The sequence below is a fragment of the Phormidesmis sp. 146-12 genome (assembly GCF_052939495.1).
In genome coordinates this window covers 34,165-53,741 of record NZ_JBJPHS010000010.1, presented here as the reverse complement: position 1 = coordinate 53,741, position 19,577 = coordinate 34,165, and the positions used below count along the sequence as shown (strand labels likewise).

At 49.3% G+C, this 19,577-nt stretch carries 21 protein-coding genes; 13 read left to right on the top strand and 8 right to left on the bottom strand.

Going from position 1 to position 19,577, the window contains the following annotated elements; all coding sequences use genetic code 11:
• Positions 1-102 precede the first annotated feature (102 nt).
• The 3 genes from ACKFKF_RS06810 (at position 103) to ACKFKF_RS06800 (ending at position 2,549) form a co-directional block, all read left to right on the top strand.
• Positions 103-1,920 (top strand): ABC transporter ATP-binding protein, encoded by a 1,818-nt coding sequence (locus tag ACKFKF_RS06810; protein WP_446860085.1) that lies wholly within the window; start codon positions 103-105, stop codon positions 1,918-1,920.
• 91 nt (positions 1,921-2,011) lie between these two features.
• Complete coding sequence (locus tag ACKFKF_RS06805) at positions 2,012-2,323, top strand: type II toxin-antitoxin system RelE family toxin (protein ID WP_446866989.1); 312 nt, start codon at positions 2,012-2,014, stop codon at positions 2,321-2,323.
• The gene (locus ACKFKF_RS06800) at positions 2,301-2,549 is read left to right on the top strand and encodes a type II toxin-antitoxin system Phd/YefM family antitoxin (RefSeq protein ID WP_446866988.1); all 249 of its coding nucleotides are present in this window, start codon (positions 2,301-2,303) and stop codon (positions 2,547-2,549) included. Before ACKFKF_RS06805 ends, ACKFKF_RS06800 begins: the two co-directional genes overlap by 23 nt.
• Before the next feature lie 31 nt (positions 2,550-2,580).
• Here the strand turns inward: ACKFKF_RS06800 and ACKFKF_RS06795 are convergent, their stop codons facing one another.
• Positions 2,581-2,892 (bottom strand): hypothetical protein, encoded by a 312-nt coding sequence (locus ACKFKF_RS06795; protein ID WP_446866987.1) that lies wholly within the window; start codon positions 2,890-2,892, stop codon positions 2,581-2,583.
• Positions 2,893-3,002: 110 nt separating this feature from the next.
• Between ACKFKF_RS06795 and ACKFKF_RS06790 the strand changes: the two genes are divergently transcribed.
• Positions 3,003-3,215, top strand: a complete 213-nt coding sequence (locus ACKFKF_RS06790; RefSeq protein ID WP_446866986.1) for a helix-turn-helix transcriptional regulator — start codon at positions 3,003-3,005, stop codon at positions 3,213-3,215.
• Between the two features lie 52 nt (positions 3,216-3,267).
• On the opposite strand, the gene mgtE is transcribed toward ACKFKF_RS06790, so the two are convergent.
• Positions 3,268-4,623 carry a magnesium transporter gene (gene mgtE, locus ACKFKF_RS06785; RefSeq protein ID WP_446866985.1) on the bottom strand — a complete coding sequence of 452 codons (1,356 nt, stop codon included), beginning with the start codon at positions 4,621-4,623 and terminating at the stop codon, positions 3,268-3,270.
• A 350-nt stretch (positions 4,624-4,973) separates the two neighbouring features.
• Here mgtE and ACKFKF_RS06780 point away from each other — a divergent pair, with 350 nt between their 5' ends.
• The 4 genes from ACKFKF_RS06780 (at position 4,974) to ACKFKF_RS06765 (ending at position 8,877) form a co-directional block, all read left to right on the top strand.
• The gene (locus tag ACKFKF_RS06780) at positions 4,974-5,459 is read left to right on the top strand and encodes a hypothetical protein (protein ID WP_446866984.1); all 486 of its coding nucleotides are present in this window, start codon (positions 4,974-4,976) and stop codon (positions 5,457-5,459) included.
• Positions 5,460-5,731: 272 nt separating this feature from the next.
• Entirely contained in the window at positions 5,732-6,265 is a 534-nt protein-coding gene (locus ACKFKF_RS06775; protein ID WP_446866983.1) for a zinc-ribbon domain-containing protein, read from the top strand.
• 72 nt (positions 6,266-6,337) lie between these two features.
• Positions 6,338-6,910, top strand: a complete 573-nt coding sequence (locus ACKFKF_RS06770) for a DUF3172 domain-containing protein (protein WP_446860079.1) — start codon at positions 6,338-6,340, stop codon at positions 6,908-6,910.
• Between the two features lie 377 nt (positions 6,911-7,287).
• Complete coding sequence (locus ACKFKF_RS06765; RefSeq protein ID WP_446866981.1) at positions 7,288-8,877, top strand: B12-binding domain-containing radical SAM protein; 1,590 nt, start codon at positions 7,288-7,290, stop codon at positions 8,875-8,877.
• 114 nt (positions 8,878-8,991) lie between these two features.
• Here the strand turns inward: ACKFKF_RS06765 and ACKFKF_RS06760 are convergent, their stop codons facing one another.
• Entirely contained in the window at positions 8,992-9,480 is a 489-nt protein-coding gene (locus tag ACKFKF_RS06760) for a hypothetical protein (RefSeq protein WP_446866980.1), read from the bottom strand.
• Between the two features lie 220 nt (positions 9,481-9,700).
• Between ACKFKF_RS06760 and ACKFKF_RS06755 the strand changes: the two genes are divergently transcribed.
• Complete coding sequence (locus ACKFKF_RS06755; protein ID WP_446866979.1) at positions 9,701-11,524, top strand: aspartate kinase; 1,824 nt, start codon at positions 9,701-9,703, stop codon at positions 11,522-11,524.
• A 20-nt stretch (positions 11,525-11,544) separates the two neighbouring features.
• Here ACKFKF_RS06755 and ACKFKF_RS06750 read toward each other — a convergent pair whose 3' ends face one another.
• Together ACKFKF_RS06750 and ACKFKF_RS06745 are read right to left on the bottom strand one after the other, a co-directional pair.
• Positions 11,545-11,817, bottom strand: a complete 273-nt coding sequence (locus ACKFKF_RS06750; protein WP_446866978.1) for a DUF4351 domain-containing protein — start codon at positions 11,815-11,817, stop codon at positions 11,545-11,547.
• Between the two features lie 431 nt (positions 11,818-12,248).
• Positions 12,249-12,398, bottom strand: coding sequence for a hypothetical protein (locus ACKFKF_RS06745; RefSeq protein ID WP_446866977.1), 150 nt, complete (start codon positions 12,396-12,398; stop codon positions 12,249-12,251).
• Positions 12,399-12,423: 25 nt separating this feature from the next.
• On the opposite strand from ACKFKF_RS06745, the gene ACKFKF_RS06740 reads away from it, so the two are divergent.
• Complete coding sequence (locus ACKFKF_RS06740) at positions 12,424-12,603, top strand: hypothetical protein (protein ID WP_446866976.1); 180 nt, start codon at positions 12,424-12,426, stop codon at positions 12,601-12,603.
• A gap of 111 nt (positions 12,604-12,714) precedes the next feature.
• Here ACKFKF_RS06740 and ACKFKF_RS06735 read toward each other — a convergent pair whose 3' ends face one another.
• Both ACKFKF_RS06735 and ACKFKF_RS06730 read right to left on the bottom strand, forming a co-directional pair.
• Entirely contained in the window at positions 12,715-14,376 is a 1,662-nt protein-coding gene (locus ACKFKF_RS06735; RefSeq protein WP_446866975.1) for a M48 family metalloprotease, read from the bottom strand.
• Between the two features lie 198 nt (positions 14,377-14,574).
• Positions 14,575-15,738, bottom strand: coding sequence for an MFS transporter (locus ACKFKF_RS06730; protein ID WP_446866974.1), 1,164 nt, complete (start codon positions 15,736-15,738; stop codon positions 14,575-14,577).
• 317 nt (positions 15,739-16,055) lie between these two features.
• On the opposite strand from ACKFKF_RS06730, the gene ACKFKF_RS06725 reads away from it, so the two are divergent.
• The 3 genes from ACKFKF_RS06725 (at position 16,056) to ACKFKF_RS06715 (ending at position 18,536) form a co-directional block, all read left to right on the top strand.
• Positions 16,056-17,039 carry a hypothetical protein gene (locus tag ACKFKF_RS06725; RefSeq protein WP_446866972.1) on the top strand — a complete coding sequence of 328 codons (984 nt, stop codon included), beginning with the start codon at positions 16,056-16,058 and terminating at the stop codon, positions 17,037-17,039.
• Between the two features lie 5 nt (positions 17,040-17,044).
• The gene (locus ACKFKF_RS06720; protein WP_446866971.1) at positions 17,045-17,530 is read left to right on the top strand and encodes a hypothetical protein; all 486 of its coding nucleotides are present in this window, start codon (positions 17,045-17,047) and stop codon (positions 17,528-17,530) included.
• Between the two features lie 385 nt (positions 17,531-17,915).
• Positions 17,916-18,536, top strand: a complete 621-nt coding sequence (locus ACKFKF_RS06715) for a TenA family protein (protein WP_446860069.1) — start codon at positions 17,916-17,918, stop codon at positions 18,534-18,536.
• Positions 18,537-19,052: 516 nt separating this feature from the next.
• Here ACKFKF_RS06715 and ACKFKF_RS06710 read toward each other — a convergent pair.
• A complete protein-coding gene (locus ACKFKF_RS06710) occupies positions 19,053-19,544 on the bottom strand; it encodes a hypothetical protein (RefSeq protein WP_446860068.1) in 492 nt (163 codons plus the stop codon).
• Positions 19,545-19,577 lie beyond the last annotated feature (33 nt).

The following is a 19,577-nucleotide window of genomic DNA, read 5'->3' as shown; positions in this document are numbered from 1 at the left end:
ACCTCTGTGGAATTGTTTGTAGCATAGTGTAGTATATGTAGTTGGGACAGTCTGCCAAACGTCACACAACCCATCTACCTCAGCCGCACTCAGGGGGATTTTATGGCTAAGTTTCTAGAAATCATCTACTACTTTCGCAACTATTGGCGAGTGTCACTGTTTAGTGTTGCGATGATGAGCGTGTTTGAGGTGATTGATCTGTTTGTTCCCTATGCGATCGGTCAGATTCTCAATGTGCTTTCGGGACAGGCGCTCGATCGTCCCGTTCAAAGGTTAGTTGCCTGGACAGCACAAGTTACTAGCCTGCCTGTAGACAAAAATCTAGCTTTGGGGGTTTTACTTGTTCTCGTGTGTCTTGTCTCAGTAGGACGTGCGCCCATTCAGCCCTGGCTTGGCCCCTGGTTTGCCTGGGATACAGCCTTTCGGGCCCGTCGAGAACATGCTGAAAAAGCGTTGAAAAAAGTGTTGACGCTGCCGATCGAGTTTTATGACGAAAACAACTCCGGTCGCATTGCCGCTAGAGTGGCCAAAGGGTTGTCAAATCATACCTGGACTTATCCAGAAGTCACGAGTCAGCTATTGCCCAAGTTCTTTCGAGTGATCGGTATCTTTGTCGTGATCTGGTTTATCGAATGGCGAATCGCGCTCCTGTTGCTGATGTCGTTTATTGGCATTCTTTGCTACAGCCTTTCGGGGTTAAAAAAACTGTCAGACCAGGAAGAAAAACTCGATAAGTACATCGAAAACACCGAGAGCCGCACGTCTGAAATCATCACCAACATCAAAACGGTGAAAGCCTTCGCCACCGAGACCACCGAGTTAAAACGTCAACAACAACGCCTCGATCGGGAGTTCAAAGTTCTGGATTATCGCATTCACCTCGGCTACGTAAAACTGGGCATGGTTGAGCGCACGATCGTCCAAACTTGTGTCTTTTTGGTTCTGGCAATTACAGTGCTTGCCACCGTTCAAGGCAAAATTTCGCTGGGTCACTTCATTACAACGCTGACGGTTTCGAGTATGGCGTATGCCGAAGTGGAGCCGATCAGCCAGCTTGCCGAAGTGTTTGCCCGCCGCTACGCCCCGATGACTCGCTTTCACGAATTCATGCAAACGCCCGTCGGTATCGATGCCAGCAGCCTGGCCGAAGATCCGGCAGCAGTCCCGACTTACCAATTCACCGGAAAGGTCGAATTCTCTCATCTGACGTTTGGTTATAGTGTCGATCGCCCCGTTCTCAAAGATGTAAATTTGCTCATCGAACCTTATCAAACGATCGCGCTCGTCGGTCGCAGTGGTTCTGGTAAATCTACGTTGGTCAAACTGCTATTTCGCTACTTTGAACCCAATCAAGGAGCGGTATTGATCGATGGTCAAGACATTCGCCGATTGGATGTAACAGGCTATCGAAAACGGTTAGCGATCGTTCACCAGGAGGTAGATATTTTCAACGGCACCTTGTTGGACAATCTCACCTACGGTAACCCCAAAGCCACGATGAGCCAGGTACGCGAAGCCTGTCACATTGCTCAGGCAGACGAATTTATCCAGCAGCTACCCGCAAAGTATTCAACCGTCGTGGGTGAACGGGGTGTGCGATTATCGGGGGGTCAGCGTCAGCGAATTGGCATTGCTCGTGCGCTGATTGTTGACCCGGATGTACTGATTTTTGACGAAGCGACTTCTAGTTTAGATTATGAGTCGGAGCGATCGATTCAATTGGCGATGCGATCGATTCTCGGTACGCGCACCTTGATTATCATTGCTCACCGTCTCAGTACCGTTCGAGAAGCGGACAAAATCATCGTCTTAGACAAAGGCAGCATTGTCGAAATCGGCAGTCACGATCAGCTATTGCAGCACGGTGGTATCTATCAACGATTACACTCCCTGCAAGAAACCGGAGAACTGCTGGCTTAATCACTAAAATTCGGGTGGGGTAGATTTCTCGTCTGCCCCTTTTTCTGTGGAGATGCACCACCAAGTATCAGCTTATCTGCCAAACATTTAGATGCTTTACGAAATTGTTTTAACCGCCGAAGCATTAGAGGACTTGCAAGCTCTCAGAGCCGATCAGCGTTCTACACTCCGCAATGCACTCGAAACACACTTGCGCTATGAACCAACCAAAGTTAGCAAGAGTCGCATTAAACGGCTTAGAGAACTCATTAGGCCTCAGTACCGATTACGAGTGGATGAATTGAGAGTCTTTTATGACGTGATCGACGGCATCGTTGAAGTTCTGGCAATTGTGCCAAAATCAGAAGCAGATAGATGGCTACAAGCGCAAGGAGAATTGGATGAGAGAAGTGACAATATCTGACGTTCAAGGCAACTTCTCAGAGTATTTGAGACAGGCTGAAAACGAAGAAATTTTGATCATGCACGAAGGCAAACCCGTCGGAATGTTAGTTGGTTTTGAGTCTGAGGAAGATTGGCAAGATTACCAGCTAGAAAATGACCCTCGGTTTCTCCGACGAATTGCGGCATCGCGTGAGAGTGCCAGAGCCGGAAGAGTTGTGCGCTTAGAAGAGATTGAGTGGGAGTGAGGAGCGATTAAGGCATCCAATTGTCAAGTATTCAACCATCAATTAAACGATCAGCCAAACTGAATCCTCCTTTAATCCACCTAACCACTGCTCTAACTTGCTTCCTTTCTTCAGTAGGCATCGTCACATATCTTTTAGCGAGTTCAAATGTGAGCTTTCGAGCTAAAGTTATAGTCACTGGTATTCCTAGGATGGGTACAAGGGTTGAACAAACCGCCACTCCAAGCCCCCCAGTACCTACGAAACCTGCAAGTTCACTGGCTATTTTTAAACCAGCTTCCAAATCATTTTTAGTAAAAAGCTCATCCGCGTAAGTCTTTAAGTCTTCTTCTAAACTTGCCATCCGACTCCGTAGCAGAGGAACTATTTTTTACAGCTCCCGGAAACTAGCCTAGATTAACGGGGGGACAAATCCCAATAATTAGAAGACCTCTGAGTGGCAAAACTGAACTAATGAAGTCAGGCGAAAAGTTTGCGGCACTCAGAAAGAAACTTGGATTGACTCAGAGACAGGTCGCTGACGCGATTAGAGTCACCGATCAGACTGTAAGCAACTGGGAAGCAGGACGATTTGAGCCAAAACTGACTATTAGCCAAACTCAAGCCCTCTGCCGCATTTTGCAATGTTCTCTCGAAGAGTTGCCCAACTTTCTCGACGACGAATAGATCGGGTTCATCTATAAATCGACATTTCAAACCGTTAAACCGCATCCACAACTCAAACGGGCAAATGTAGAACGTTGAGGCTGAAGGTGATCAGAGACAGGAATAGAATAAAGCCGATCGTATCCAACATGGTCGTCACAAGTGGCCCGCTGACCAGCGCCGGATCGAGCTTCAACCGCTTCAAACCCATTGGCAATAGAGTCCCCAACGTCACAGCGACGATCGAGTTGGTGGCCATTACCGAACCTGCCACGATCGACACCCAGCGTTCTTCCGGTTTTGTCCAGATTAGCGAGAGTAAAACCATCGTCATGCCCAACGCCAGCGCCGTCCCCAATCCCGCCATCAATTCTTTTTTGAGAATCTTGAGTGTATCTTGAGACGTGACTTCTCCGACACCGAGCGATCGGATCGTCACCGTCAACGCTTGAATGCCCACTGTCCCGCCCGTATTTGAGAACAGCGGCATGATCACCGCCAACACAGGCACCGCCGAAATTGTGGTTTGAAAGGGTGCGATCGCGCTCGATGCCCCAATATAAAGCGCCATAATTCCCATCAGCCAGGGCAGACGATTTTTGAGCTTTTGTAAAGGACTGGAGAGCGACGACTCATCGCCCCCGCTGACCCCGGCGAGTTTTTGAATATCTTCGGTGGCTTCTTGTTCGAGAATATCCACCACATCGTCAACGGTGATGATGCCAACTAGACGATCTTCTCGATCGACCACGGGCACCGCGATCAAGTCGTAGCGCTTCATCAACTGAGCCACTTCTTCTTGAGGCGTGTCGGTCTTGGCTTTGATCACACGATCGCTGGCAATGTCTTCAATCCGCGCATCGGGAATCGAGAACAATAGCTGCCGCAGCGAAACCACCTGCTTGAGTTTGCGGTTGTTGTCCGTCACATAGGCGTAATAGACCGTCTCCTTATCTCGGTCAGCTAACCGGATTTTGCTCAACGCTTCGCCCACCGTCAAACCCTGCCGCAGTCGCACATACTCGGTCGTCATGACGCGGCCCGCAGTCCCCTCGGCGTATCCGAGAATCGTAGCCGTAGCCTGTCGCTCTTCGGGGCTGAGTTGTTGGACGAGTCGTTTGGCGATGCCTGCGGGGAGTTCGTCAAAAAGCTCGGCGCGATCGTCCGGTCGCATCGATTCGACAATGTGACAGATCTGAGCGTCGTGCAGTAGCCCGATCAGTTCTTCCTGGACTTCTTGAGGCAGATACTCAAAAACGTCCGTTGCCTGGGTTTTGTTGAGCAATCGGAACGCGATCGCCTGCCGTTCGGGAGGTAATTCGGTGATATAGTCGCCTACGTCGATCGCAGGCATTTCGTTTAATTCATACTTAAGCTGATTGAGATCAGCAATTTCTGTCAGGGAAGTCCGGCTTTCCTGGGTGAGCATAAAACCTCCTCGATCTCCCCCTCGCTGGAAGACCGATGGTTTCCCAGATTAGAGGAGCTTAATACTGTGGGGTAATGGACTTTTGTCCATGAAGTTCACAAAATTCGACATCAACACTCATTACGGAATGTTGCTAAGTCTATGCTAACCCTGAAGATGCAATTCCACAATGTTAAACAAGACACTCTCCCAAAAAGATCTCACTTTTGTTAAGGGCCGCTAAAGTCATGAACCCTCCTCAGCAATATTTCCCCTCTCTCCTAGTAAATAAATTGAAAACAGGAATTTTAACCAAACTTTTGTGTCTGCTTTTTCTTTCTTTGGGCAGTTGTAGCAACCAATCAACGAGTTTGAGTAGTGCGATCCCCAGTTCTGATCCGGCGGCTGGTTCACCTGCGGCTTCTCAGAAAGCCCCTGCGCCGTCTCCAGCTAAGGTAGCCTCCCAAAAGCAGAACGCCCAAGCCACTCGATCGAAAGCAAAGACTCCTAAAACGATCTCGATCGCTGTCTACAAGTTAGACAATCAATGCAAAGGGTTTCTATCAGAAAAAGTTGACGTTCCAGCCGATCAACCGATTACGAAAGCGATCGCTAAAGTTTTAGAAAATACCGACAGCGGCGACTTTAGTTTGGCAGGTTATCGGGTGAATGTTGCGTCGGGTGTGGCTACGATCGATCTCCGCCTTCCGACCAATTCAAAGCGCCGATTTAACGCTCTATCTAACTGCGAACAACTCGCCCTCTTTGGCAGCCTGCGCCGAACTCTAACCAACAACAAGCAATGGAAGATCAAGACCGTCAAGTTTACCGATCGCGGAAAAGCGATCAGGCTGTGAGGCATGAATTCGTTTTGGAACCAGGCGGAGAGAACGACCGGGCGAAAGAACTTCAACAGATTCACTTTAAGAAATGTGGCGATCGACTGTCTTCTGAGCCATTGATCCTTCGTCTGTTAGCGAGAGTGATTAGACTAAAAATACGTGGATTCGATAAAAGACTTTGAACCGCGAATCTCGTCTAAAAGTCTCCCAAAATGGGGGGGCAGCAGCTTGATATCGAAGCAAAGAACCGTTGTCGAATTGACATTAAAAATAAAGACTTCAAAACGATGGCTTACCTATGCGACCTAGGAACGGGACAACAGCTACGGGTTGAGAATCAAGGAACACAAACGATCGTCACCCTCACGAGCAGCAGCACCGGACAACAGCAAAGTCAGCAAAGCAGCGTACAAACAGGCGAATGGCAACTCCCGCCTACACTATTTCGGACGGCGACGGGCTTGATCTTGCGCATCGAAGCTGCTCAGGGTCACACGTTTATCAGCTTGCAGTCCAATTCGATCAGCTTGCTCAAGGGCTTACCGTCAATGGTCAATGCAGACGTGTTGCCGCTTCAACAAACCTCAGACTCAACGCCATTCAAACCAATGGAATTCATGAAGCCACTGGAGCCGATGAAAATGGGCAACATGCAGATGAAAAGTTCGCCAATGGAAATGCGAATGGGCAACATGCAGATGAAGATGGGCAACTCCTCCACGATCCCTTCTACCAAGCGATTTTGTTCTCAATGTGGCGAACGAGTCGGAGTCAGCGATCGCTTCTGTGCCCACTGCGGCTCTCAATTGACCACCGATTAGGGAATGGGCGGAATATACTGAGAGTAGACTAGAGTTACCCGCTCTTGAGACGCTCAATTTGTCAAACTCATTATGAAACGCAGACCCAGAAACCTGTCTTCTAACTACGATCGCCCCAGAGATGACGACTATATGACTCCCGAAAAACCAGCCAAGAGCAAGGGAAATTCGTTGTTTAACTACACGTCTCTGGCGATTATTGCAGGCATTTTTATTTTGGGAATTGGGGTCGGTGTGGCGTTTAGCTCCTCAGTCAGTTCGAGTCCGAATGCGATCGTCTCCAACGTTCAGATCGATCAGTCGGCTCCCAACCCTGAAATTTGTATTCAAAACGGGGCGAGTGCGATCGCGATGGAAACTCGCTTTTTTGTGACGCTCAATCCCTTTAAAGTCTACGTCGCTCAAGCCAGCACCAAACCTGCCTGCGTCTTGCGAAGTGCCAACTGGGCCGTGTTAGAACAACGCAAACTCGTCACCGCCGACCAGTCTCGCGAGTGTCGCCAAAGAATGAACACGTTTGGCTATACTGGGACGCTAGAAAGCAATCCTCAGATCGACTGTCTCTATCAAAGTGAGAACGCCAAAAACCTGTTCCTGACGACACCTGGAGCCGGGGCACCTCCACCTGGAGAAGAGAAGTTTTAGGAAGGCTGCCCAAAGCAAATTCTTCGTCACGCTTAATTCAGGAATACTTTCTAAATCCCCCACAATGGGAGACTCTAAGCCAAGTTTGGTTTCAAAGTCTGTCACGGCTGGGGGACTTGGCGTTTGTTTGATGAATTTTTTTGCTTCGTTATCAAGCTGCTGCCCCCCAATCTGTCAATTTTGAGGGACTTTTAGACAAGATTTCTGTGCAACCAAAATTGCTGAAAGTAGCGAATCAAAACCCTCATCAATCCATTGTTGAATCCGCGTCCCTTCCCCAATTGCAAAATATCAATTACAAATCATCCACAACTTGGAGAACACGATAAGCTTGGAAAATTCACCTGACGTAAAGCCAGTGCTGTGAGGGTTTCTAAATGCGAGTTTTGCTGATTTATCCCATTTTTCCCCAAAGTTTTTGGTCGTTTGAGAAAGCACTACAACTCCTAGACCGCAAAGCGATGTTGCCTCCTTTGGGGCTGATTACCGTCGCTGCGATTTTGCCCCAAGACTGGGAGTTTCGTCTGGTCGATCGCAACGTCAGCACGCTCACCGATGCCGATTGGGACTGGGCAGATCTGGTGATCATGTCGGCGATGATTGTCCAAAAAGAAGATTTTCTAGCTCAGATTCGCGAAGCCAAACGACGCGGCAAAACGATCGCTGTAGGTGGCCCTTATGCCACGGCGTTACCCCACGAAGCGCAAGCTGCGGGCGTTGACTTTCTGATTTTGGACGAGGGAGAAATCACGCTACCGCTCTTTGTGGAGGCGATCGAGCGAGGCGAAACGCAGGGAATCATTCGGGCACCCAACGGCGATCGACCTGATATTACGATCACGCCGATTCCCCGGTTTGAGCTTCTCGATATGGAAGCTTACGATAATATGTCGGTTCAGTTTTCTAGAGGCTGCCCGTTTCAGTGTGAATTTTGCGACATCATCGTGCTGTATGGGCGCAAGCCTCGCACCAAAAACCCCGAACAGCTACTAGCCGAACTGGAGTATCTCTACAACCTAGGGTGGCGACGCAGCATTTTTATGGTGGATGACAACTTCATCGGCAACAAGCGCAACGTCAAACTCTTGCTCAAAGAACTCAAAACCTGGATGGCAGACCACAAGTTTCCCTTCCATCTCAGCACCGAGGCATCGGTTGACCTGGCAAAAGATCAAGAACTGATGGATCTGATGGTCGAATGCAACTTTAACGGCGTGTTTTTGGGCATTGAGACTCCCGACGAAGCCAGTCTGACGCTGACCAACAAACACCAAAATACGCGAGATTCTCTCAGCGATGCCGTCGATGCGATCGCCAAAACGGGCTTACGAGTCATGGCAGGCTTTATCATTGGCTTTGACGGCGAAAAGTCTGGAGCAGGCGATCGCATTGTCCGATTTGTGGAGCAGACAACGATTCCGATCGCGATTTTTAGCATGTTGCAGGCGTTGCCCGACACAGCTCTATGGCACCGACTCAAGCGAGAAGGCCGTCTGATCGAAAACGATGACGCTGCCAACATCAACCAGACCACGCTGATGAATTTTGTGCCCACCCGCCCACTCGAAGAAGTCACCCGCGAATATATTCAGGGCTTTTGGGCGCTCTACGATCCGATTAACTATCTGGATAGAACCTACCGCCATTTCCTCAAACTAGGCGCACCCAGACACAAAGCCAAACTCAGAAAAGTCACCTGGAAAGTGATTCGCGCTTTTTTGATCATCATCTGGCGGCAAGGCGTACTTCGTGAAACTCGCTGGAAATTTTGGCACCATCTAGCCAGCATTCTCAAACACAACCCCAGCGTCGCCGAACACTACCTCTCTGTCTGCGCCCTCAACGAACATTTTCTTGAATACCGTCAGGAAGTACGAACCCAAATCGAAGCCCAGCTTGAGGAATATCTGGCCCAGCAGTCTGTGGAGAAAGTTACTGCTGAAGTCAGGGACTCGATCGCTGCTTAGAGTGGCTCTCCCATTGAGTGACTACCCTGGTTAGCCGAGTGTTGCAGAATGAGATCTCTAACCCGATTTGCAAAGAACGGTCTCTAGAGGGTCATTCTGCATGGTTACTTGGAGTTATAGAACCGTAAGGGCGGCTTTCATCCCCTTCTCAAAGTGATTGTTAACATTGCAGATCACGACATAGCGCCCCTTACTTAGCACGACTTTAAGCGGCTTTGTCGCTCCCTTTTTGAGGTCACCTTCCTCGACTTCAGCAATCATTTTGAGCTTCTTATTTTTTTCGTCGAGTTCACCACCTATTTTTGTGGGTAGCTTATCCAACGGTAAATCTGTTCTAAGCAACACAAACTCATGGGGAATTTTGCCTTTGTTGCTAACCACAAACTCTACTGGGCCAGCGGGGACAGTAGGCTGTGAAAGTTTGATTGCCATTTCTGTCTCAGTCACGGTCACTTTAGTCAGCGCTGACTTTTTAGCCGTTGCACCTTGAGGAACCGCACTCACAGCAGGAGCCGCTTCTGGCTTGCTGGCTGACTCTTTTTTACAGGCGATCGCCCCCACCGCCAATGCAGCCAACATCACCAGCAAGATAGACTTTTTCACGGGCAATTTCCTTTTGTGTTCGCACAATTTAGAGTTGATTTGTTTTACCACGCCCTGACCTATTCAGAAAAACTTCTCAAAACCCGCAAACTTTCTAAATCAAGTTTCGTAGACGGCTGTCGGTCAGTATTATCTATGTATTCGTGTCTTAAGCGCGATAAAATCAAAACCTTAAATATGGGATCTTCGAGGGCAACTCCTTGAAGGCGGGGAATCAGTCATGGCGCTAATTGTTCAGAAATATGGGGGCACGTCGGTTGGGTCGGTCGATCGCATTCGAGCCGTGACTCAACGGGTGATCAAAACGGTTCAGGCGGGAAATTCTGTTGTCGTGGTCGTGTCTGCGATGGGTAAAACGACCGATGGGCTGGTCAAACTGGCCAACGAAATTTCCGCAAATCCCAGTCGGCGCGAGATGGATATGCTGCTGTCTACTGGCGAACAGGTGACGATCGCCCTTCTCAGTATGGCGCTTCAAGAGGCTGGACAGCCCGCCGTCTCACTCACAGGCGCACAGGTCGGGATTATTACCGAAACGGCTCACACCCGCGCGCGAATTCTCAAAATTGAAACCGATCGCTTGCAACATCATCTCACTCAAGGAGAAGTGGTCGTTGTCGCTGGATTTCAGGGCATCAGTAATGCAGAAATTTTAGAAATTACAACGCTTGGAAGAGGCGGGTCAGATACCTCAGCCGTCGCCCTGGCCGCTGCCCTCAAAGCTGATTTTTGCGAAATCTACACCGATGTTCCGGGCATTCTCACCGCCGATCCGCGTCTGGTCGAAGATGCCCAACTGATGACCGAAATCACCTGTGACGAGATGTTGGAGTTAGCCAGTCTGGGCGCAAAAGTTCTCCATCCCCGCGCTGTCGAGATTGCTCGCAACTATGGCGTTCCGCTTGTGGTGCGATCGAGTTGGACAGATGACCCCGGCACCTGGGTAACGGCTCCCACCCCTCAGCCACGTCCGCTTGAAGGGTTAGAGATTGCCCGTCCAGTGGATGCTGTTGAGTTTGACACTGACCAAGCGAAGGTTGCCCTGCTGCGAGTGCCCGATCGTCCCGGTGTGGCGGCCCGTCTGTTTGGTGAAATTGCCACCCAAAGTTTAGATGTCGATCTGATCATCCAATCCATTCACGAAGGCAACAGTAACGACATTGCGTTCACCGTGGTCAAAAATTCGCTGAATCGAGCCGAGGCGGTTGCCAATGCGATCATTCCAACCTTGACAGCGGGACAGCCTTCTAGTTTAGAAAAAGCGCCCGAAGTGTTGGTAGAGCAGAAGATTGCCAAAGTGACGATCGCCGGGGCTGGTATGATTGGCCGTCCTGGCATCGCCGCACAAATGTTTTCTAGTCTGGCGGAGGCAGGTGTCAACATTCAGATGATTTCGACTTCCGAGGTCAAAGTTAGCTGTGTGATTGAGCAAGCCGACTGTGACCGAGCGATCGCTACCCTCTGCCAATCTTTCGACATTCACCAATCGAGCGTCAAAACTGGACAGGAAAGCCAATCCTCAACCCTTGAGCCTCAAACCGCTGTCCGAGGAGTCGCTCTGGATCTCAAGCAGGCTCAAGTTGCCGTCAGACATGTGCCCGATCGTCCTGGCATGGCCGCGAGAATCTTTCAACTGTTGGCGCAAAACAACATCAGTGTGGACATGATTATCCAATCTCAGCGCTGTCGAGTCGTCGAAGGCATCCGGACGCGAGACATTGCCTTCACGGTCGCTCAAATGGATGGAGAATCTGCCAGAACGGTGCTGGAGAAAGCGACTTCTGAATTAGGGTGTGGCGAAATTGTGGTGGACGCAGCGATCGCCAAAGTCAGCATTGTCGGCTCCAACATGGTCGGCCAACCCGGAATCGCGGCTCAAATGTTTGATGCCCTTTACCAGCACAAAATCAACATTCAAATGATCGCCACTTCAGAGATCAAAGTCAGTTGTGTCGTCACAGAAGATCAGGGTGTAACGGCACTTCGGGCGATTCATGCAGCGTTTGGGTTAGCAGGAAGCCAGAAAATTCAGGTATCTGCTTGAGGTAGCGTCTGGTCAAAAGTTCAACTGATATCTCGATCGCCCTGAACGTTAATTGCTAACCAGGTTTCTAGATCGGACAGCTTCTCAAAATCCAGTAACGCTTCTCCTAATGACTCCAGATCAGCGATCGATAGCGTCTCAATCTGCGATCGTACCGCTTCCGGCAACGCGCCCATTCGTCGAGTCAGTTGTCTAAAAACGAGCGATCGTTCCCCCTGTTCGATGCCCTGTTCGATGCCTCGCTGTTGGGTAGCTTGCTCCCATTCTTGATAGGCCTGAGATAAAACGACCATCAGATTTACCTCTTCTCGCTCCAGTTGTGCGTTGAGTTCCAGGCTGATTTTCCAGCTTAGGATCGTGGATTAACTAACTCCGAAATTTCACCCCCACCCTAGCCCTCTCCCCAAGGAGCAGGGTGGTTTCATACAAGAAAAAAATAGTGAGGATTTTTGAATCCCCCAGGGGATTTAGGGGCAAAAAGATTAACACTTCTCACAGATTCATCCCTTCAATCAGCAACGCCAACGATCGAGAAACTTGAATTTCCCTTGGCTTTCTCGATCGTTGCGACCTCAAATTCAAAAGTGCGCGCTTCTTCAATTGTCATGGCTACTGTTTTAGAAATGTAGGTTACGAGTTTTGGCTCCAGGACTTGCTCATCCTTGATACTAAATTTTGATACTAAATGTTATGTGATCCCTAACGTTTAGTATCAGAGATGAGGCTATGTTCCATACAACGCCTGTCTATATCCGCTTTTGCTAGTGGTTTTCTCGGCACCTGTCGCAATCGGAAGATCAGTCGTGCTGTATTCTGTCCAAGTGCCTTCATACACTCGCACTTTCGGATAGCCTAACAGATGCTTTAATACCACGTATCTCAATCTTGCCAAACTGGAGGTGCATCCGCAGCAATTGGACAATCAGCCCTTTGTCTTCTCGATGGCGAGTGCGAAGCGACGGGCGCTCAACGACCATCTGCTGGATACCTTTATTTCAAAGTTAGGGCTATGCCCGACGGTGATTAAATCCCATCCCAACTACCAGAACTTGCGCTCTTACGGCGTAATCACTGCCTAATTTTGGCAATTAGATTGAAGCACTTGCTCTCAGAGCAGTTCAAGTTCATTAAAGATATCAAATGGATTCTATTAGCTCAAATCACCGAAGAAGCGATGTTGAGTTAGGTTTTTATTCATCTTGCGATCGCTCTCTTCTCCGTTTCTTTTCCTGTTGCGCTTTGTATTCCTTAAGCAGTGTCTCAACTTTAGTTTGTAGCATTGCGTGGCGTTCTACTCCCTCGTAGGCGTAGCGATTGTAGCCAGTGTTTTTAATCAAGGCTTCGATGTATTTAATTCGGTCTTTTGTTAGGGGATGGGTAGCAAACCAAGCAGGGGGAGATGGTCGATTTTTTTTGGCTTCTTGCTGTTTGAGGGTCACCATGAGATTGTGTAAGCCATCTGCTGCAAAGCCTGTCGAAACTAGAAGACGAGTGCCCAAAATGTCTGCCTGACGCTCCATGTCGCGACTGTAGCTAAGAGTCGATAAATTACTCAACAAGCCGCCCACATAGGGAATAAATTGAGTCAAATTAGCGGTCAACGTGCCTTCACTGACTAATTGGAATCCGTGGGAAAGGACGGCGTGAGACAATTCGTGGCCCAGCAGTCCGGCGAGTTCAGCTTCTGAATTGGTTTTGGCGATCGCTCCCGCATTGACAAACACTTTTCCACCGGGGAGCGCGAAGGCATTTAAGCGATCGTCCATCACGACATAAAATTCATACTTAAATTCTTTGCGTCCGGCGGCATCGGCTAGCTTTTGACCCAACTGATCGACATAGCTGAGAACAGCTTTATCGTCTACCAGATCTAATTGGCGCTTGGCTTGTCGAGTCACTCGCTCACCCACTGCTGACTCACCTCTCAACAATAAAACTGTGTTTTGGACGGCAGACAATGGCCCAAACAGATTACCCGTCAGCGCATAGCCCAACGCCCCGGTGAGAATGTTGCCCACGAGATTGCCTCGAAGCCTGCTGCGGAGACGACCTTGATAGCGTTTGAGATTAGTGTCTGCCAAGGTGGTGAAGGTTGGAGCGTTGGGATCGGTGGGATTGAGTAGCGCAAACTGTCGGGCGGCGATCGACGCTTCGATCCATTTCTCGTTTTTTTCTAGTGCGGTAATTCTGGCTTTGGCTAGATCGGGCTGATTGGGGTAAAGTGTGGCCGCTTTTTCGAGAATGGCTAGGGACTCTTCGGGGCGATCGTAAGCCTCCAACGCTTCAGCGTATCGCAAGTAGCCGGGGACAAATTGTGGGTAGTTGTCGGTGAGCAGTTTGAGCGGGACGAAAATTCGACTTTCTAGCTTTTGCTCTAATCCGATGCCTGACTCGCGCCAATAGACCTGTCCGCCGGGAGATAGCTGAGTGGGATCAGTGATCGGGTCTACGTTCGCTTTAGTGTCTGATGTGCCTGCAAAGGGGGGTTTTGCTTCCCGGTAGAGCTTCTCAGCGGCCGCTTTGTCACCCGCTTGATAGAGCCGATCGCCCTCCGCTAACTTGTTGAGCCGTGCAGTTTCTTCTGACGTTTTGATCGGAACGATCGGGTCATCGGGTTTCTTGTCAGCAGGTTGGGGAGAAGCTTCGGGAGTCGGCTTTGTTTCGGCGGGCTTTTCGGCAGGCTTTTCGACCGTGGGAGTCGTTGCAACTGCACGCATCGCCACCAGCATTGGATGGAGCAGCAGCACTATCGCAAAACTGACTAATAGAATCTTAAAAGTAGCCTTCTGCAATCGTTTCCAGGCTCTTAAACGCATGGCTGACTCCTGTGCGGCGATCGGGGTTCTAACCATCTAATACCAGAAGTTGTAGAACGGCACCAGATTCTTTAAATCAGTCCTGCAATCGTTAATCGAAAATGCACACTTCAGCGTCTCAATCTTTGGAGTCTGACTGTTGAACTCGTTGTGGTTTCAATTTTGTCAAGCGAGTGGTTTTGTAAGTTTGAATCTGTTTCCGCTCGTATTCACAATCTAGTTGGTGACTCTATTCTACAGAGCAGAAACGCGACGACTTTTTCCGGTTAGAAACGTGGCGATCGCAATCATCATCAACACTAAACTGACAGCACACACTCCATTCCATTGCCAGTGATTCCAGCCGTATGCGCCCAAAAAAGATCCGATCGCGCCGCCCACAAAGTAGAGCATGATGTAAAGCGCATTCAATCGGCTGTGGATCTCTGGTGGCAAACTGTAAATTCTGGACTGGTTGGAAATCTGGGTACTTTGAACTCCCAATTCGAGCAAAATTACTCCAAAAATCAGTCCCCAAATCTGATGTCCCAATGACCAAAAAACTAAAAACGCAAGTGTTGTTGCGGTGAGACCTAATCCGATCGTGAGCGTTGGACTGCGACGATCGGCGACTCTACCTACGATCGGGGCCACCACCGCACCCACCACGCCCACCAGCCCAAACAATCCCGTGACCTCGCTGCCATATTGATAAGGTGGCTCTCTGAGCAAAAAAACCAGCGTACTCCAAAAGGCACTAAACGCCCCAAACGACATCGCCCCAATCAACGACGACTCTTGCAGCACAGGTTGTTGAACCATCAATTGCCACAGACTTTTCATCAGGCGAGGATAGGAAACTTTGAGAGACGGTTGGCTTTTGGGCAGGACGATCGCTAACATGACTGCGATCGCTCCCATCAAGCCACTTGCCAGCCAATACATCGCCCTCCAGCCCCAGATTGCTCCCACAAATCCGCTCACCGTCCGGGCGAGAAGAATGCCGACAAACAATCCGCCCATGACGATCCCGACGACGTTGCCTCTGTTTTGTGGAGCAGTTAGCTGAGTCGCAAATGGAACAATGATCTGAGCCGCGATCGCCGTCATGCCGATTCCAAAACTTGCTGCAATCAAAAACGGAAGACTGGGTGCGATCGCCGCTAACACTAATGCGAATGCTGTTGCGATCACTGTCGTGACGATTAATCGCCGTCGCTCTAACAAATCACCTAACGGCACAAACAATAAAATTCCAACTGCATAGCCAATCTGAGTCAACATCGGAATCAAACCAACCGCCTGAGATGATGCCTGAAACCCTTGAGCAATCGTTGCTAACAAAGGCTGGTTGTAATACAAATTGGCGACCGTTGCACCACTGGCGATCGCCATGACCCAAACAAGATAGGAAGGCATGTGTAGAGAACTCAGAAGGTTATATCTTTTGAGCAGAGTATCAGAGTCGTTCTAGCTTCACAGCATCCTTTAGCAGCAGATATTTTGGGGTTCCCCCTGATAAAGGTGATTTTCGGCGGCCGGCTTTGCCGAGTGGTGGGGCAGGTCGCTGATCTGGCGCATTTGCAAATTAATTTGGTATGAGCCTCTCTGAAAATCGATGACGTTACGATGAAGTGCGGGGAGATGGAACATTGACTGCTGGCAAAAGTCAGTATTTTAGAATGTATAGAATCTTACTTTGACCGAGCGAAATTACAGTTTTGGAGAGATCTTATATGGCAATGCGGAGAGCCGATCGCGGAAATAATTCTAATGATAATGCACTCAATCACCCAACTTCTCGGCAATCAGAACCCATCTCTTATCACGAGCTTAAGCAGTTTCTTGCATCAGCACGAGCATCCCGAATAGAAGCGGAAGCAAAACGAGACGAATTGCAGAAAGTTGTTGAAGCGAAACAGCAGCAAGTAGAGCAGACTGATCATTTGTATCAAGAAGAGCAGCAAAAGCATCAGACAGCCCTGACTCTCTATCAAAAGGAACAGCAAAAATACGCGACAACGCTGACTTTATATCAAGAAGAACAACAAAAACATCAGACAGCCCTGACTTTATATCAAGAAGAACATCAGAAGTACAGCACAGCCTTAACGCAGTATCAAGAAGAACAACAGAAATATACTAGAACGCTGACTTTATACCAAGCGGAACAACAGAAATACACGACAGCCTTAACGCAGGTTCAGGAAGCTCAAACTCAGTCGCGATCGTATCTCCTGCAATATGAAGAGGCTCAGACTCAAGCAAAATCCTACTTCACGCAGTATCAAGAAGCCGAATCACAAGCACAGTCCTATTTGGGGTTATATCAGGCTGAGAAAGTGAGAGGCGATGAGTTAGTGATCAAGGTTGAGGCAGTACAGGGGGAACGCGATCGCTACTTGACGTTGTATAACGAGTCTCAAGATCAGCTTAAGTTTGAGCGACGATCGAAAGCAGGCATCAAAGGCTGGGAAACTCGCCGCAAGAAGGAAAATCAACGGTTAAAACAAGAAATTTCAGAAATGACTGTTTTGTTACGAGACTCGTTTGAGCGTAAAGACGCAGCCGTGAGCAATTTGTACGTTTTGGCGGAACGGATGGATCGGATTCAACAGCTTGTGGATTCAGTCGATGAGACTTCTACAACGAGTCCAATGGGAATGATTCAAAAGTTTCAGCGAATCTGGCAGACCGTCAAAGACATTTTAGCGGAGTAAACAGAATGAGTGATGATGTCTCACTGATCAAAGCCGTGGTTAGAGAAACATTGGGCGATCGCATTCGCACCCTTGCAGACCAACTCAACCAGGAAACAAATCTACAAATTAAGGCAACGTCTCGCATCTTGGGAGCGGCGGCTCAGATTTCGCAGAATCACGATCGGCTGGTTAATGAAGTCGTCGCAATGGTAGAGGAGGATTTAGAGCAGGCTTCTCGATCGCAAGCGGTCGAATGGGTCACCGTTGAGCAATTAAAGCGACAGTTTAAGACGCTGGCCGAGGCAAAAGCACATTTCAATCTCAAAACTAGAACCTGGGTGACGCTGGTAGACAAGCTCAATGGGCAGAAGGCGCTTCCAGAGATCAAGCCGGATGAAATTTCAGTTTCTCAACGACTAGACAAAATTGAAGGCGATCTAAAGGCGTTGCAAACTGATGTCAATCAAGCTTTGAGCCTGCTAGACCTGATCTTAAAGCGGGTTTCGTAGGCGGCATCCCGTGATAATTTGGTCGTCTTAGAGATTTCCAGAAATATTTTTACCCAAGTTGACCTCTCTGACCCCTCCCAACCTCCCCTTAGCAAGGCTGCCGTGTACACATAAGTTGATCAATCTGTCATTGCTGAGATCCTTCGCCCACTAAATCCCCCAAAAATGGGGGACTTTGAGCCGTCGTCGTGGCTTTGAACTTTGGAAATCTTTCCTTTGTCAAAGTCCCCCATTCTGGGGGATTTAGGGGGCTGAAGCCGACTGAAACGAAGCGACAACGACTTGTGTATACACGGTAGCCTTAGCAAGGGGAGGAGCCGTAGGCGGTGGGGTAACGTAGGTATATCCTTATCTGGAAATCTCCTTACTGATCAGGTGAATGCTCATGACGCGCTCGATCGACCTCTGGCAAGCTAATCAAGACCTCGCGATCGCTTCTCTTGAGGGTGCGTTTGTGCGGGGGATTGCCGATGGCACGTTGCCCAAAGCCAAGTTTGCTTACTACGTCGGGCAGGATGCCTTTTTTCTCGAAGCTTTTGCGCGGGCTTACAGTCTCGCTGCTGCCAAAGCGCCCGATTGGTCAGGATTTGAGGCGTTTCATATGCTGGCGAACGGTGTCCTTCAAGAGTTGCAGCTTCATCAACGCTATGCAGCCCAGTGGGATGTTGACCTGACGCAAGTTAAACCAGGAGCCGCCACCCGCCGCTATACCGACTTTCTTTCCGCAACCGCCTGGAGCCAGGAGATCGGATTGACGGCGATCGCCATGTCTCCCTGTATGCGCCTTTATGCCTTTTTAGGTCAAGAACTTGCGCGGGGGGGCATTCCTGATCATCCCTACGCTGACTGGATTCGCACCTATAGCAGCGCTGACTTTGAGCCATTGGCCCAGACCTTAGAAAGCCTGGTCGATCGCTATGCCACATTCACCCCGGTTGCTGAGTCTACTTACCGCTACGCTATGCTTTGCGAACGCGATTTTTTTGAGGCAGCTTGGAACGTTTGAGCAAGGGTTGACGAACTGAGAAGATGAGTAGAGGAGAGCGATCGTTTTGGGGTGACTTAAAGAGATTACATCAGTGACAGTGGGCGATAGTTCTTTCGCGCGTCGATGATGAATCCAGCAGCCCTCTAAATCTCTCACGAGTGAAGGACTTTGAACCGGGAATCTTGTCTGAAAACTCCCCAGCATCGGCAGCTTGAGGGGCAGAAAATTTGCATACCGCAGCGAGAAAAATGATTCGACTCCCACCGTCCATCATTCACGATTGATACTCTGAAGTGCAAGCGCGATGCTTTGAGGTGAAGCGACGATGCTCTGAGGTGGGAGCGCGATGCTTTGAGGTGAAACGACGATACTCTGAGGTGGAAGCGCGATGCTTTAAGGTGGAACGACGATGCTTTGAGGTGAGAGCGTGATTCTCTAGGCTGGGACGATGAAGCTTTGAGAATCAGCGAGGATACTCTGAGGTTCAAGCAGGATTGTTTTCACATCGGCTCTCCACCTCAGAACATGCCCGTCTTAGTTTTTGTCTAGAGACTGCTCACTGGCAGGTTTAGTCGATCGCGCCCTGGTCGCTTTGAATAAATTCCCCAATTGCTCGGCGATCGCTTTGAGTCCGGGGGTCTTTTTGGAGGCTGTCTTTACATAGTCGTAGACCGTCAAGCTGCTGATCATGGCTTCACTGCCCACGGCTAAGAGCGTATCGTCTACCTGCTCGGTGAGTTGGCGCAGTCTCATTCGCAGGTCTGTGAGATTAGTAGCAAGGCGATAGTCGTTGGCAAAACCGTCGTAGTCAAAGCTGGCAGGCAAAATATTGCGATTGTTTTGGGCGGCGTTGAGACTATTTTGCACAAACGACAGACGCTTATCGCCCAGTTTGTAAAGCTGTTTGCGCTCTTCTGCACTCAGTGTCATCAAGAAAGGCAGCTTATTTTGAATGGTGTCGATCGCTCGTTTGATCTCCTGTAGATCGGCATCAGAGAGGGTTGCGTTGACTTCTTTGACTGGCATATTGAGGTTCTGGATAGAATTTGTTTGCCTTTA